The 13,726-nt window shown below is 52.6% G+C and carries 11 protein-coding genes and 1 pseudogene; 6 read left to right on the top strand and 6 right to left on the bottom strand.

Annotation, left to right across the window (positions count from 1 at the left end):
- Positions 1-51 precede the first annotated feature (51 nt).
- Positions 52-1,698: a malate dehydrogenase (quinone) gene (gene mqo / locus E0F99_RS17215; protein ID WP_083359525.1), complete on the bottom strand. Its 1,647-nt coding sequence runs from the start codon at positions 1,696-1,698 to the stop codon at positions 52-54.
- Between the two features lie 493 nt (positions 1,699-2,191).
- On the opposite strand from mqo, the gene E0F99_RS17210 reads away from it, so the two are divergent.
- A complete protein-coding gene (locus E0F99_RS17210) occupies positions 2,192-3,379 on the top strand; it encodes an MFS transporter (protein ID WP_083359526.1) in 1,188 nt (395 codons plus the stop codon).
- Positions 3,380-3,479: 100 nt separating this feature from the next.
- Here the strand turns inward: E0F99_RS17210 and E0F99_RS30460 are convergent, their stop codons facing one another.
- The gene (locus tag E0F99_RS30460; protein ID WP_083359527.1) at positions 3,480-3,701 is read right to left on the bottom strand and encodes a hypothetical protein; all 222 of its coding nucleotides are present in this window, start codon (positions 3,699-3,701) and stop codon (positions 3,480-3,482) included.
- 146 nt (positions 3,702-3,847) lie between these two features.
- Positions 3,848-4,213 (bottom strand): DUF6124 family protein, encoded by a 366-nt coding sequence (locus tag E0F99_RS17200; RefSeq protein ID WP_083359528.1) that lies wholly within the window; start codon positions 4,211-4,213, stop codon positions 3,848-3,850.
- A 771-nt stretch (positions 4,214-4,984) separates the two neighbouring features.
- Between E0F99_RS17200 and E0F99_RS17195 the strand changes: the two genes are divergently transcribed.
- The 3 genes from E0F99_RS17195 to E0F99_RS17185 all read left to right on the top strand — a co-directional run bounded on the left by E0F99_RS17195 (position 4,985) and on the right by E0F99_RS17185 (position 8,928).
- A complete protein-coding gene (locus E0F99_RS17195) occupies positions 4,985-5,917 on the top strand; it encodes an HNH endonuclease (RefSeq protein ID WP_130908833.1) in 933 nt (310 codons plus the stop codon).
- Positions 5,918-6,389: 472 nt separating this feature from the next.
- Positions 6,390-7,949 (top strand): hypothetical protein, encoded by a 1,560-nt coding sequence (locus E0F99_RS17190; RefSeq protein WP_130908832.1) that lies wholly within the window; start codon positions 6,390-6,392, stop codon positions 7,947-7,949.
- A 268-nt stretch (positions 7,950-8,217) separates the two neighbouring features.
- Positions 8,218-8,928 carry a hypothetical protein gene (locus E0F99_RS17185; RefSeq protein WP_083359530.1) on the top strand — a complete coding sequence of 237 codons (711 nt, stop codon included), beginning with the start codon at positions 8,218-8,220 and terminating at the stop codon, positions 8,926-8,928.
- Positions 8,929-9,202: 274 nt separating this feature from the next.
- On the opposite strand, the gene E0F99_RS17180 is transcribed toward E0F99_RS17185, so the two are convergent.
- From E0F99_RS17180 to E0F99_RS17170, 3 genes are all read right to left on the bottom strand, one after another.
- Entirely contained in the window at positions 9,203-10,582 is a 1,380-nt protein-coding gene (locus tag E0F99_RS17180; protein ID WP_130908831.1) for a hypothetical protein, read from the bottom strand.
- Positions 10,583-10,770: 188 nt separating this feature from the next.
- A complete protein-coding gene (locus tag E0F99_RS17175; RefSeq protein ID WP_165447619.1) occupies positions 10,771-11,265 on the bottom strand; it encodes a hypothetical protein in 495 nt (164 codons plus the stop codon).
- Between the two features lies 1 nt (position 11,266).
- Positions 11,267-12,196 (bottom strand): hypothetical protein, encoded by a 930-nt coding sequence (locus tag E0F99_RS17170; protein WP_083359532.1) that lies wholly within the window; start codon positions 12,194-12,196, stop codon positions 11,267-11,269.
- Between the two features lie 189 nt (positions 12,197-12,385).
- Between E0F99_RS17170 and dusA the strand changes: the two genes are divergently transcribed.
- Complete coding sequence (gene dusA, locus E0F99_RS17165) at positions 12,386-13,381, top strand: tRNA dihydrouridine(20/20a) synthase DusA (RefSeq protein WP_083359533.1); 996 nt, start codon at positions 12,386-12,388, stop codon at positions 13,379-13,381.
- A gap of 168 nt (positions 13,382-13,549) precedes the next feature.
- Positions 13,550-13,726: pseudogene (locus E0F99_RS17160) on the top strand (IS256 family transposase); the annotation flags it as partial.

Genomic DNA, 13,726 nt, shown 5'->3' with positions numbered 1-13,726 from the left:
AAGCCCGCTGACCGTTACCGGTTCAGCGGGCTTTTTAACATCCGGCTTGGCTTACAGCGCCAGGTCAGACGCCGGCTTGCTCGGCTCAGCCGCAGGCTTGGCAGCCTCGGTGGCCTTTGGCGCGGCCATCTGCGGAATCGCAGGCGGTGGCGTCAGTTGCAGGACACCGGCGGTGTAGGCCCATTCCTTGGCAACAGCCTCAGGGCTGTCGTTCAGCTTGGTGCCGTAGCTCGGTACGATCTGGTGCAGTTTGGCCTGCCACTCAGGGGTCGCGACCTTGTCCTTGAACACTTTCTGCAGCACGGTCAGCATGATCGGAGCCGCGGTGGACGCGCCTGGCGATGCACCCAACAGGCCGGCGAGGGTGTTGTCGGCGGAGCTGACCACTTCGGTGCCGAGTTTCAGGACGCCGCCCTGCTCTTCGTCACGCTTGATGATCTGCACGCGCTGACCGGCTTGCCACAGGCGCCAGTCGGATTGCTTGGCGTTCGGGAAGTACTCTTGCAGCGCCTTGAAGCGGTCGTCATCCGACAGCATCAGTTGGCCGGCGAGGTACTCAACCAGTGGGTATTCACGAATACCGACTTTGGTCATTGGCCAGATGTTGTGGGTGGTGGTGCTGGTCAGCAGGTCCAGGTACGAGCCTTCTTTGAGGAACTTGGTCGAGAAGGTCGCGAATGGGCCAAACAGGATGACGCGCTTGCCATCCAGCACGCGGGTGTCCAAGTGCGGCACCGACATCGGTGGCGCGCCAACCGAAGCCTTACCGTAGGCCTTGGCCATGTGCTGCTCGGCGATGGCCGTGTTATCGGTCACCAGGAACGAGCCGCCAACCGGGAAGCCGGCGTATTCCTTGGCTTCAGGAATGCCCGACTTTTGCAGCAGGTGCAGTGCACCGCCGCCGGCGCCGATGAACACGAACTTGGCGTCGGTTTCAGTCTTGGTGCCGTCTTTCAGGTTTTTGTAGCTCACACGCCACGAACCGTCGGCGTTCTTGGTGATGTCCTGCACTTCGCTCGACAATTTCAAGTCAAACTTCGGCGTGGTTTGCAGGTGGGCGACGAACTGGCGGGTGATCTCGCCAAAGTTCACGTCGGTGCCGATCGGGCTCCAGGTGGCGGCGATCTTCTGCTTCGGATCACGGCCTTCCATCATCAGCGGAACCCATTTGGCGATCTGCGCCGGGTCTTCGGAGTACTGCATGCCAGCGAACAGCGGGCTCGCTTGCAGGGCTTCGTAGCGTTTTTTCAGGAACTTGATGTTGTCATCGCCCCACACAAAGCTCATGTGCGGTGTGGAGTTGATGAACGAACGCGGGTTCTTCAGCACGCCCTGCTGGACCTGCCAGGACCAGAACTGACGGGAGATCTGGAACGCTTCGTTGATCTCGACCGCTTTCGGGATCTGAACGACGCCGCTGCTGTCTTCCGGCGTGTAGTTCAGCTCAGCCAACGCCGAGTGACCGGTACCGGCGTTGTTCCAGCCGTTGGAGCTTTCTTCGGCCACGCCATCCAGGCGCTCGACCATCTCCATCGACCAGTCCGGCTGCAGCTCGTTAAGCCATACACCCAGGGTCGCACTCATGATGCCGCCGCCGATCAGCAGCACATCGACTTTCTTTGCCTCTTGCGCCTGAACGGACGTGATCCCCATCGACAAAGCCAGCCCCAGCAGGGCAGTGTTTACTTTTTTAAACATCAGTAGCACCTATGATAAAACGCCATCCGCCCCACCGCCCCTGAGCATGCGCAACCCTCCACCACGCCGCGCCAGGCAGCGCACCGCGGGGTTTGCACATTCACGTAAGGGCCGCAGGGTGGGCACACAAGGCCGACGTATCGACCTCACTGTTTTTGTCCCTTCTGCGCTGACTTCTTATCATTATTGGCTTCAGCTACCTGGGCGACAGCCAACCGCCGGGGCGTATACGGATGTACGCACCGGGGAAAGACTAGACCAAGACGGCGCGCAGAATATCACGCTAAACAGCGTTTATGCGTCGTTTGGCTAATTGACAGCGCTAAAACCGGACTTTTCCCCGCCCCTGTCAAGCCGAGCAAGCGCGACGTGGCGTCACAGGGTCGCAATCGGCGCGGAACTCTCGCGGTCAAGGCTGTTCTAGACACCTTCGCCGCTGCTTGCGTAGCATCGGCGGCGGTCCTTCGTGCACTTCACCCACACAGAGTTACCCATGACTATCCAGCAAACACCCGGGCACGTGCTGCCCGCGCGCAGCGCCGCCAAAATGGAAGCGGCCATGGCCGTGGGCGCCTTCGCGATCGGCACCGGCGAATTCGCCATCATGGGCCTGATGCCCGACATCGCCCAAAACCTGGGCTTAAGCGAACCCCAAGTCGGCCACGCGATCAGCGCCTACGCCCTCGGCGTCATGGTCGGCGCGCCACTGCTGGCCATCCTCGGCGCCAAGCTGCTGCGCAAACACATGCTCTTATTGCTGATGGGCTTGTACGCGCTGGGCAACCTTGCCACCGCCTTCACCCCGACCTTCGGCTCGCTGGTGGCCTTCCGCTTCATCAGCGGCCTGCCCCACGGCGCCTACTTCGGCATTGCCGCCGTCGTCGCCTCCAGCATGGTGCCCAACGACAAACGCGCCGGCGCCGTGGCCCGCGTGATGATGGGCCTGACCCTGGCCATGCTGCTCGGCAACCCCATCGCCACCTTCCTGGGCCAACACCTGGGCTGGCGCTCGGCGTTCGCCCTGGTCAGCGCCATCGCCCTGTGCACCCTCTTCCTCGTCTGGCAATTCGTCCCCGACCGCCGCGACGAACCGCGCAGCGACCCGCGCAAAGAACTGCGCGCCTTCACCAAACCGCAGGTGTGGATGGCGCTGTCGATTGGCGCAATTGGCTTTGCCGGTATGTTCTGCGTATTCAGCTACCTCGCCCCGACCATGCTCGAAGTGACCAAAGTCTCGCCGCAGTGGATCCCCTTCGGCCTCGCCGCCTTTGGCGTCGGCGGCATCATCGGCAACATTGCCGGCGGCAAGCTGTTCGACCGCATGCAGTTCCGCGCGGTGGGCTTGATCTTGGTGTGGTCGATAGCCGTGCTGCTGTTCTTCCCTTTCGCGGCATCGTCGCTATGGGGCGTGCTGCTGAGCATGGGCCTGGTCGGCACCATGGTGGCGTTGGCCGCACCGCTGCAAATCCGCCTGATGGACATCGCCCACGAAGCCCCAAGCCTGGCGGCAGCGTCCAACCACGCAGCATTCAACCTGGCAAACGCGCTGGGGCCGTGGTTTGGCGGGATGGCGATTACAGCCGAGTATGGCTGGACCAGCACCGGCTACATCGGCGCCGCCACAGCGCTGGTCGGCCTGGGCATCTACCTGATTGCCCGCCGCATGAAAGGCGGGCACTAACGCCACAATTTTTGCCTCCACCACAGATCGAATGTGGGAGCGGGCTTGCTCGCGAAAGCGGTGGGTCAGTCAACACATCAATGACTGCCCCACCACCCCATCAATCATCATGCAACAACCCCGACCCATACTCCCCATAACTGCTCCCCAACCCACTGCCGCCAAAACTCATCTTGGCCGCCTTGCCCGGGCTATGGTCCCCAAACGCCCGACATCCCCCCGAAAAACACGGGTCACTGCTCCCGCCCGACGACCCCGTCGAACAAGCGCCCAACAGCAACGTGCCAGCAATCATCACGACTTTAACCAGGTTCGAGATCATGTTTTCAGTTCCCTATGGGCTGGAGGCGCGGGGGCCCTCTCTTGAAGAGGATCGTAGACCTCAAAGGCACTGGGGATTATGAAATTTAGCGGGGTGACAGCATGGGTTCAGGTTGCCGCCTTGGGGTAAGGCGGCGGGGTTGGGGGTCAGGCGGTGGCTGGGCTGGCGGCAGGCGCGACTTGCTCCTGGGCTCGGGCGACGAGTAGAGCGCTTAGGTCGATGAGTTGTTGGATGCCGAGGATGATGGCGCGGTGGGGGTCTTCGAGATCGAACGCCAGGGTGGCGGCCATTTGGTTGGCGGATTCGAGGTTTTCGGCGGCGTTGGCTAGGAGGGTTTCGGTGTCGATGTTGGGGCTGACTAGGAATAGGTTATTGGTTGCGTGATCGGAGGTGGCGGTGTCGTCAGATGGGGGCAGGTAATGATGAATAGCGCGCTGAGCTGCAGCTTGAAGCTTGGCATCAGCGGGTTCAGCATTTGAGGCATGAGGCGGATTCGGTGTGACCTTGTACATGGCGAAGCTCCTTTAGAATTCCAGGAACTACCAAACTCACTTCCACATGAGGGTGGCAGCTGTACGCAGGTGTGGAAGACCAGGGCTAAAGGACCCGGCGCACCGAAGTGCCCCGCGCACAGCCGCCATAAGCAATCATACAGACGTAAAAAAACGCCGGTAGGTGTTTATGGGCGATTGAGCGCCTTCAGCTTGGACGGACTTCCACATCCGGCCGCTGGATTGGCAGCGGCTGGAGGAGGTTAGCTAGAGGGGGTCTGAGGGGCAAGCTGAGAAAAGTGTGGGAAGTTTCCCAGTGTATTTAGCCTGTTACGAGATCACTCAGTACTCTGTGAGTCGTCCCGATGATGGATTGGACCACCTGATCTCACAAACCATGTAATCCGTGGCCTTAAAGCCTCCCAACAAAAGGCCGTACCACTTTCGTACCAGCACAGCCTCTACACACCGAAGCCGCGCCGCGTTCTCGTAGGCTGCGTTTCGTCTAACCACTGCCAGAGCTAGGACAGCTAGGTTTGATTGTATTCAAATTGAGTAGGAAACCCGGGCCACGTCAAACAAGGGCCGGCTCAATTGAGAGGCCGAGGGTCTTCGCTAGCGGGCGTTATATGACCTTAGCCAACCTACGCGTTTCAAGGAATTGCTCTACATCATTGTCGCCGGTCAAAAAGCTCAGCACTCACTAGGTGGTAATTGCACGCCTTTTGTCCGCCGCGACCTATGATAATATGCAAAAAGGATTTCGACACTATTAAGTAAGGAATAAGTGGCGTGGCTAGACCTGCAATTCCAATGGAGATTCAAAGAGCAGTGTTGATTGAGGCGAGTCATCAATGCGCGATTCCTGCCTGCCGACACTCGAGGGTAGAAATTCACCACATTATTCCGTGGGCGAAATGCAAAAAACACGAATATCACAATCTTATTGCACTCTGTCCCAACTGCCACACTCGGGTTCATGATGGCGAAATAGATCGTAAGTCACTAATTAAATACAAGTCAGCACTGGTATCAGCTATTCGCGACTTAGGAAACTCAGCTTTTGATCAACCTATCGTTGAAATCAAGCGACGTATATATACAATCGACATCAACCATCCTGGCATTTACTTTGACTTTGAATTCCCAGACTTCTGCAATGCAGAAGTAATTATCGCTTCAAAAAACATAGAAGCCTGGGGTAATGAGCTGCTGAATTGGCACACGTCTATAGCCGAAAGCAACAAGAAGGCTGCAATTGATAATGACTACATTCATCTCGGAACCTATTTGGTCGGCAGATACGACGTTATTAGGAGAGATAATTCTGTATTGAGCGTACGATACAACATTCAAGGATTCTTGGGAGGTGCGCATGGATATAGAGAGACTAGAGCACAAAATTTTCTCCTATCACCATTCTCCCCCTTAACTTTAGATTCCTTGCTGATTAATAGTCAATGCTTGAACAAGCTCTCCGACATCATTAGGGAAAAGATTAAAAAACAGTTCACTCAATTCGACGGAGAATGGTTTACGGAAGGAACGAGCCCTAGCTCGATCGCATCGACCCCGTTTATAGTTGGGCAGTATGGGCTAGAATTTATTTTTGCCGAGTATCAAGTTGGAGGCTATGCGCACGGAAGTCCCGAGGTACATCTATCATTTTATGAGTTGGGTGGCATTTTTAAGCCAGAGGTCTTAAAATTAATAGACGAGGAGTAGTGCACACGCAGTTTTTCCGGCGACTCAAACCGCTCCTCTCTTCCGTCGCTTCTCCGTCGCCCCTTGATGGATTGGAATGCCTAAACCTAAAGCACTCACAATATTGGACTACAGCGCTACCGCCGACCATAAGCACCAATTTCGCACCAAAAACGTTTTTATGCGCTGAAAATCCGTCCCTTCTCGCTGGATGCAGTAATCCCAAGCATTGTCAGTGCTATGATTGGTTCTTTTCGAAGCAAATCGCCAGCAATGGCAGTTAGGACTCACTGACTGCAATATGAGCTATGTGAAGACGGAGTGCCGGGCAGGTCATCAATGTAGCAGTGAAGACGGTGCTGCTCCGTAACAACCACAACTGCTTCAGTAAAACCCTTGGCCCCACAGTTATTCTACGGTTGAATCACTCTATGAACCCTGCAGGCATTGACACTAGCGCATTACTCACCATGCTAGGCTTAATTGCTGCGGTGTGGGCGATCGTGCCCAGCACTGCCAGACTCAGCTTCCGGTTAAGTTTGAATTGGTTCGACTGGCTGGTTATCTGGTCGACCCTGCTAGTCATCCATGGTTTTTTTTCCAGCCCGTACTCTCCACACTAGGAGTTCCTAGCTTTGGCCCCTGGCTATGGGGATTCGACAAAAGCGCCACCCAGTACCTGCTGTTTCTACTCCTCGCTGGATTTGTCTACTGGCGGTCGCGCAGGACGAAGCTTACACGGTGGAACCTAGACCTATTCGATGACTTGAGCACGTCGCTATTACATGCAGGTAAGCTAGATGAGCTTGCTGACTTGCTACATCGTCATCTCGCATCTGCTATTGATCTGGCTGCGTCCGAGAGCGTGCGAAACCATTTGGCCAGCGCTATTCGCCCACCACGACCCGACTTCCAACTAATTTTCCGAGACGACGGGTCCTTCTCGTTAGGAGAAGGTGCTCCGGCAAACTGGTTATTCCGCAAATGGTTCAGTTTTCGCGAGTGGCTTGCCGACCTGATCGGCCCCTCGCAGCGGCTGCAGCGTCGTGCCGCCATCGTCGTAAAACGATTATTGTCATCCCGGCGACTTGCCGGACACCTCGCGATCGTTCGACCATATCTCTGCATGGAGGTCATGGAGCGCGCAACGCGCTTTGAAGAGGACTTCCAAGACGAGTTCTTCAACGCACTGTTGGCAAATGAAGCTAGCGTCTTGTACAGCGAGCTCAAGAACAACAAAAACTTCGGCGAGGGCGGACGCCGCTTGAGGCTGCCAGATGAGAACCGCATCTTGCGATTCTACTTTGCCGATGTTGGCGTAGCAGCCCGGCTCGGGGTCTACCGATCTATTGGCGAGGCCGTACTCGCGCGGATTGATGCAGATGAAACCCTAGAAAAGAAATTCAACGGGCGGCTGCTTACCTTTAAAGATGTTGGAAAGCACCACGACCCGATTTATGCAGGCATCTGGTTCTTCAGGATAATGGTCCTGGAAGGCCTGCATCAGCGTACCGCTGATCACTTGTGGCTCCACTACATGCCTCATTTCGCTGGGCGTTTAGTCGATCGCGCTCGCGAAGTCCGCCCCGAAGACGAGAACTATGAGTTCCCAACACCGCTGGGCTACCTGTTGTACGAAATCGTTGACGCTACCGCGGTGTGGGTTAGGGATGCCGAATATCTAACAAAACCTGTCGACGTGCTAAGACCCAACCAAATCGAAGGCAATCACGTTTACATCTCCTTCGAAGCCGCGGACGCCATCGGCCGAGTTATGCACGCTATCTTGACATCCCCGCGCTTGCCCCGCCGACTCAAGGGTGAATTGCTTGGTGTGGCGCTCACAACCCTGCGTGACTTAGAGCCGCATGCGCACTTTGCACCGTTAGCTAGTGTGATGCGTACACACCTCATCAGCCCCTATGGCTACAGAGAAAAAAAAGACTACCTGTATACCCTCAAGCAATTTTTCGATGAACAGGACCATGTGCTTCGGGCTCACCTGGGGAACCTGAGTAAGGAGCTCAACTCTGCCCTAGAGGCTGCACTCTGAGAACAGAGCGGCCTTAAGTAGTGAATCAATCGCTTAGCCCTCACCCAAATCGGGTATAAAGGGCATTTTGGCCCCGTCGAGTTCCGAGTTGAGCCGTAACAAGAACCTCGCATCACCCTTTAACCCTTCACCCCCCCCGACGAGCGTATCTAAATCGAGCGCTGTCGTTCGCTCACGGCAACATTGGGCCCAAAGCTGCCATGTGCCTATCCACGGGAGCGGCGATGACGACTACCATTAAAAACTTCAGATAATTTAGAGTGGAGCCATGAGCACATTCATTGATTTAGCTAATTCTCTACACCTTGCTGACATAGCTATAAACGCCATCGGTGGGTTTCTCGGCAGCGCTACACTTCTGTGGCTAGCGATGGGTACGCAAGGCATCAGGACGTTGAGATCCAGATTTCGACGACCGTCTGTAATGCTACAAGCAAGAAAAACGCCTAAAAATATCTTTACAGGCATTGAATTGGGGGCCCCTGCAGAATGGATTAAAGAGCAACTTGGACAACCAAATAAGATTGCTGAAAATTGGTGGGGATACCGATTTTCCGACTCCCTAGTTTCTCTGACATTCGACGCTAACCATTCTCTATTAACGCTCGCCGTAGCGCTCACAGATGAAAAAACGACGTTTGAGTTCCCTGCATTACATTTTGACTGCCCCCCGCTAGGGAAAATGGTCGTGGCTGATCTCCAGGTGGATCATCTTTCATTAACATTCAATGATTCCACTCGGCATAGTGAGCTAGTGATCACAGGCAGTGAAGGGCCACGAGGAGCTTTTCACCACATCGCTTTCGGGGTGTTAAACCCGCACATTCCGGGCCCCCTGTTAATAGATGACGATTTCCAGTGGGACAGGAACGAAGCCGTGCTTATAACTCCTGCGGATAAATTGAAGATCAACTGGGCTGCGGTGTCAGCAACTTCAGAAATTGTCACCTTCCCATGGGATTTAGGCTTAAGGTTGTAATGGCTGGTTAAGCACGCCCTACAAACTGACCGTCCACAATACGCCGATAATTGTATTCGTTCGGCGAACCACATCTATGAACGGAGCGTTTCCTCATTAAAAGATGTAGCGGGGTCATGAAATGGAATATCGGGGTCAGATCACGATATCCCAGACAATGTCAATCTTGGAAACCCGCTGCATATTACGAACAGCAGAGTGGTGAAGGATCCATGACACTAGGTCTGACGCAACCATTGAAGCACGAGCAAACACAATAAAAGTTGATCAATATCTAATCTACTTGATCCTCGCCTCTCGAATTCTGCAAGTAATCCATTGGTCCGAAGCCGAGGGGAAGCTGCTGCTTTCTAAAGCGATCAGGATCATTCATAAATTTATTTAGCTGGCGATAAACATCATAAATGGACTCATAATACGACCAAAGATTGAATCTTTGTCTATTAGGCATCTTGAAGTACTTATCGTCGAACAAATAAAGATCAGGCAACTTAAAAAAACCAAACTTCTCAGAAATAAATACAGTATTTTTTCTCGCTCTCCTGTTCCTCAGCATTGCCTCCACGTGACCAGCGGGCTCAAATTTTCTTCTCAGCCCCCTTAACATACTAACCGAGAAACAATACTCAAAGTCAGACATAGACCTTACATTCACTGCTTGCAAATCGCATCCGAAGTATTGGAGCGCCGAACAAATTAACTCCAAAGGAGACTTAAGCTTTTCCGACACACCTTCATCACTTAATTCATTTTCTTGAGTATATTGATAAATAAACAACAAAACCTTAAAGGCCACAACCTGCCTAGACATGCCTCTGCACAACTCATTACACAAAGCATTTCTTAGTGTAGAATTGAGAATGGATCGAAATATAGTATTAGCCACATGAGAAAGATGCATCCCACTAATGTTCAGAGCAAAGTCTGCCACAGCCCCAACAAGTCGGAGGCGATCAAATATCGTCAACCGTGGAAAATGGATTACTACCAGCAAGTGAAATGCGTTATATTCCAAAGCATTCACATTTTTCATAATCGAATCTAAATTTGACGAGATACGATTTTTATGAAATGAGCTTACTTCTCCAAAAACTCTTTCAATCCATAAAGCCTCACCCATCAATTCATTGGCGACCGCATTAGCCTCGAGCAAAGACAACATACTAACTGGAACATCGGCTATCCTCCCCTCACCTTTCATTAGGTGAATCATTATAATAGTTCCATACTTTTCATTTCGAGAGAGACTATGCTTTGTAACTACATCCTCAATCGGAACATGACCGTAAACTTTCACTAACCCCTTATGCATTAGAATCTCAGCATAATTGAGCATAGCGACTTCAACGGCTTTGCTCTCTATGTCAGCACCGGCATCGATAGCTTGATATGCCAAGTTCCTCCGCACTATAAACTCCAACCCCCAAACTGTCGTTGTCAAATCTAAATAATGCGTGTACTCATGAGTTATCAATCTAGCTGCCTGGACAGCGGCAACGTCGAAACGACCACTGCCAATTTTAGGTTTTATAGCCCTCCGCAATACTTTCTTATCGCGGCTAGTATACTTGACAATATTGACAATTGAGGAACCATAATCAATATATCCATCATCTCCTGGCGAACACATCACAAGCTTTTTAATACGACGCACTAAACCTCCCAACAAGCCACCCACAAAAAACTACTGGGGAATTCAATATTCTCAAACCCTACTTCAAACTCTAGACATAGGGACATTCAGTAAACGGGACGGATTTATTTAAGGTGGAAGCTAGAGCGCTAGGCGTAAAATAAATCTATCCCGTTTACGTTAGACTCTCCGAAGCGCGCCCCACAACTCTATTCACCATACATGGAAACTTCTGCGCGCAAACTATTTGCCGTTACGAACCCAGCTAATTGAACACACACCACAACAATAACACTCAAAAAACAAGCACCACGAACAGACTGAATCACCCATGCCAAATATGATAAATAACTCAACCTATGTGAAAAATCCATCTCCCCAACTGCACCAGCAAAAAATGCTACCAATAACAAAACAACAACCAAAAGCACATTACTAATAACCTCTCTTTTTAGATCAGTCAACGAACTAATAACCAGAGAGTACAGCTCGAAATTCTGAACTTTTAATTTCTTAGGAACATCCTTCATAACGCCTTCAACATAACTAAAAAACGCCAAAGACAAAGCCCCAAACATTGCCCCTAAAACAAACAGAACCGCATTGATATTGCCAAAAGCAGGGCTAGCCTCTCCATCAGTACCCCACAACAGCAGATAAGAAAGGCTAAACGACGCTGAAAACACGAATAACAAACGAAGCATATTAACGCCTCAACAAGCTGCCTATAGCTGAATAGACTTCAGATACCATCCGAGCATCATTTCCTGTACGCCCCGGAGCAGGAAGACCAGTCTCAAGCTCCAACTGCCCCTCATGCATCACTACTTCATCCGAAGGAACGTCCAGATCAATTTTTACTATAGCAGATATGCTTTTATGAATTTTTTTACCGCCATTCTCGCCTTCAGTTGTAACACTCCACTTCCCTTCACCTTCCTCAATATAGTCCAAATAGTCATCTAGCGGAGCTTTTGGAGCTTTCAGATCTCCATATTCATTACTCAGGGTAATCTTAACCTCTTCCTGACCGAATAGTTTTTTCATCGCTGCCAGCGCATCACGGGCCTTAACATTAGTCTCAAGAATATTAGGAGAAATAAGCTCTAACTCAATCTCAAAAACCTTATCATGAGAATTAACAACACTCCAAAACTCCCCCCTCACTGTTTTAGGCTCTATAAATATCGAATAGTTATACTCATCCAAAATAGCATTTTTTAAACCAGCATGAATGGCATTAGCTATCTGCTCCTCAGTGCCAAACCGCCAATCATGTTGTACAAAAACGTACTGATCAACAGTATCAACAATTGTTATGACAGGAACCCAATCATCGGCATCATGAGGAACGATGTCACCAGGAATTTTATCGCCCACTTTGGTTATTTTATGTTTAGCAGTTTTTCCCACCAAAAACCTTCCCTTGGGAAACTCTGTACTTATTGGGTCAACATAAAAAAAACCAACAAAACTATAACGCACCTTATTTTTAACAAACTCACGACCGTCGTCTTGGAGGGCCGAAACTACGGCTGCACCTTTGGGGTTTGGAAGAGGCTTAGATACAAGAGCCGCTTGCTTATTTTCGATGAGCATGTACCGCAGCACCAAGAATGGCTTGATTCCTTTCACAAAAAAATCCTTGAAATTGCAATTTGGGATGGCAGAGCGAGGAACGTACCCTTTTTACAAAGTGATCTCAATATGCAATCACAACACCACATGAAGCCTTACCCATCCGGTTGGAAAAACCAGCCAGGCTAGCCCGTCGCCGTTCCTGTTAAACTCCAGCCCTCCGCCTCATCTATTTAGATTTCCCCCATGCCCGCAAACACGACCATACCCGCTCCCCTCTCCCGCCGCTTCTCCGTCGCACCGATGATGGATTGGACCGACCGCCACTGCCGGTTCTTCCTGCGCCTGCTCTCCAAGCACGCCCTGCTCTACACCGAGATGGTCACCACCGGCGCGATCCTGCATGGCGACCACGAGCGCTTCCTGCGTCACAACGAAGCCGAGCACCCGCTTGCGCTGCAGTTGGGCGGCAGTGTTCCCGCTGACCTGGCTGCCTGCGCGCGTATGGCTGAGGCTGGCGGTTACGATGAAGTGAACTTGAACGTCGGCTGCCCGAGTGATCGGGTGCAGAACAATATGATCGGCGCGATTCTGATGGCGCACCCGGCGCTGGTGGCGGATTGTGTGAAGGCGATGCGGGATGCGGTGTCGATTCCGGTGACGGTGAAGCATCGTATCGGGATCAATGGGCGCGACAGTTATGCCCAGTTGTGTGATTTCGTCGGGACGGTGAGGGACGCCGGGTGCACCAGTTTTACGGTGCATGCGCGGATTGCGATTCTGGAGGGGTTGTCGCCGAAGGAGAATCGCGACATTCCGCCGTTGCGCTATGACGTGGCGGCGCAGTTGAAGCAGGATTTCCCGGAGCTGGAGATTGTGCTGAACGGTGGGATCAAGACGCTTGCGCAGTGCCAGGCGCATTTGCAGGTGTTTGATGGGGTGATGTTGGGGCGCGAGGCTTATCACAATCCGTATGTGCTGGCGGAGGTGGATCAGCGGTTGTTTGGCAGTGAGGCGCCGGTGGTGAGTCGGGCTGAGGCGTTGGCGCAGTTGCGGCCGTATATTGCGGAGCATTTGGCCAGTGGTGGGGCGATGCATCACATTACGCGGCATGTGTTGGGGTTGGGGACCGGGTTTCCGGGGGCTCGTCGGTTCAGGCAGTTGTTGTCGGTGGATATTCATAAGGCGAGTGATCCGTTGGCGTTGTTGGATCAGGCGGGGGAATTGTTGGAGGGGCGGTGATTTAGTGGGTGGGTGTCAGTGGGGTTATTTGGGGCTGACAGGCCGCTTTCGCGAGCAAGCCCGCTTGTATGGTTAGACTTGTTGGGGTGGTGGGACTAAAAGCCAGCATCTGACTCGGGACTGTCATAAATTTTGTGTTCGGGCATAACATGTTGAAGAGGTGCATGTATGCCAACCACAAAGAAACCGGCCCGCAGGGCCCAGCGTGACCTTCCAGTCATTCCAAAAGAGCTGATCGACCAGTTCGTCAGCGGCCCGATGAGTGCCGAAGCCATTCAGGATGCGTCGATGGCGTTCAAAAAGGCCTTGATCGAGCGAGCCCTTGGTGCCGAGCTGGGCCACCAC

It is taken from the genome of Pseudomonas antarctica, from assembly GCF_900624995.1.
In the GTDB taxonomy this organism is placed as follows: Bacteria; Pseudomonadota; Gammaproteobacteria; order Pseudomonadales; family Pseudomonadaceae; genus Aquipseudomonas; species Aquipseudomonas antarctica.
This window is presented reverse-complemented; position numbering and strand designations above follow the sequence as displayed.

Excerpts from the sequence above, each read along its gene's own strand:
- mqo (WP_083359525.1), bottom strand. The coding sequence starts at position 1,698 with ATGTTTAAAAAAGTAAACACTGCCCTGCTGGGGCTGGCTTTGTCGATG.
- E0F99_RS17210 (WP_083359526.1), top strand. The coding sequence starts at position 2,192 with ATGACTATCCAGCAAACACCCGGGCACGTGCTGCCCGCGCGCAGCGCC.
- E0F99_RS30460 (WP_083359527.1), bottom strand. The coding sequence starts at position 3,701 with ATGATCTCGAACCTGGTTAAAGTCGTGATGATTGCTGGCACGTTGCTG.
- E0F99_RS17200 (WP_083359528.1), bottom strand. The coding sequence starts at position 4,213 with ATGTACAAGGTCACACCGAATCCGCCTCATGCCTCAAATGCTGAACCC.
- E0F99_RS17185 (WP_083359530.1), top strand. The coding sequence starts at position 8,218 with ATGAGCACATTCATTGATTTAGCTAATTCTCTACACCTTGCTGACATA.
- E0F99_RS17175 (WP_165447619.1), bottom strand. The coding sequence starts at position 11,265 with ATGCTTCGTTTGTTATTCGTGTTTTCAGCGTCGTTTAGCCTTTCTTAT.
- dusA (WP_083359533.1), top strand. The coding sequence starts at position 12,386 with ATGCCCGCAAACACGACCATACCCGCTCCCCTCTCCCGCCGCTTCTCC.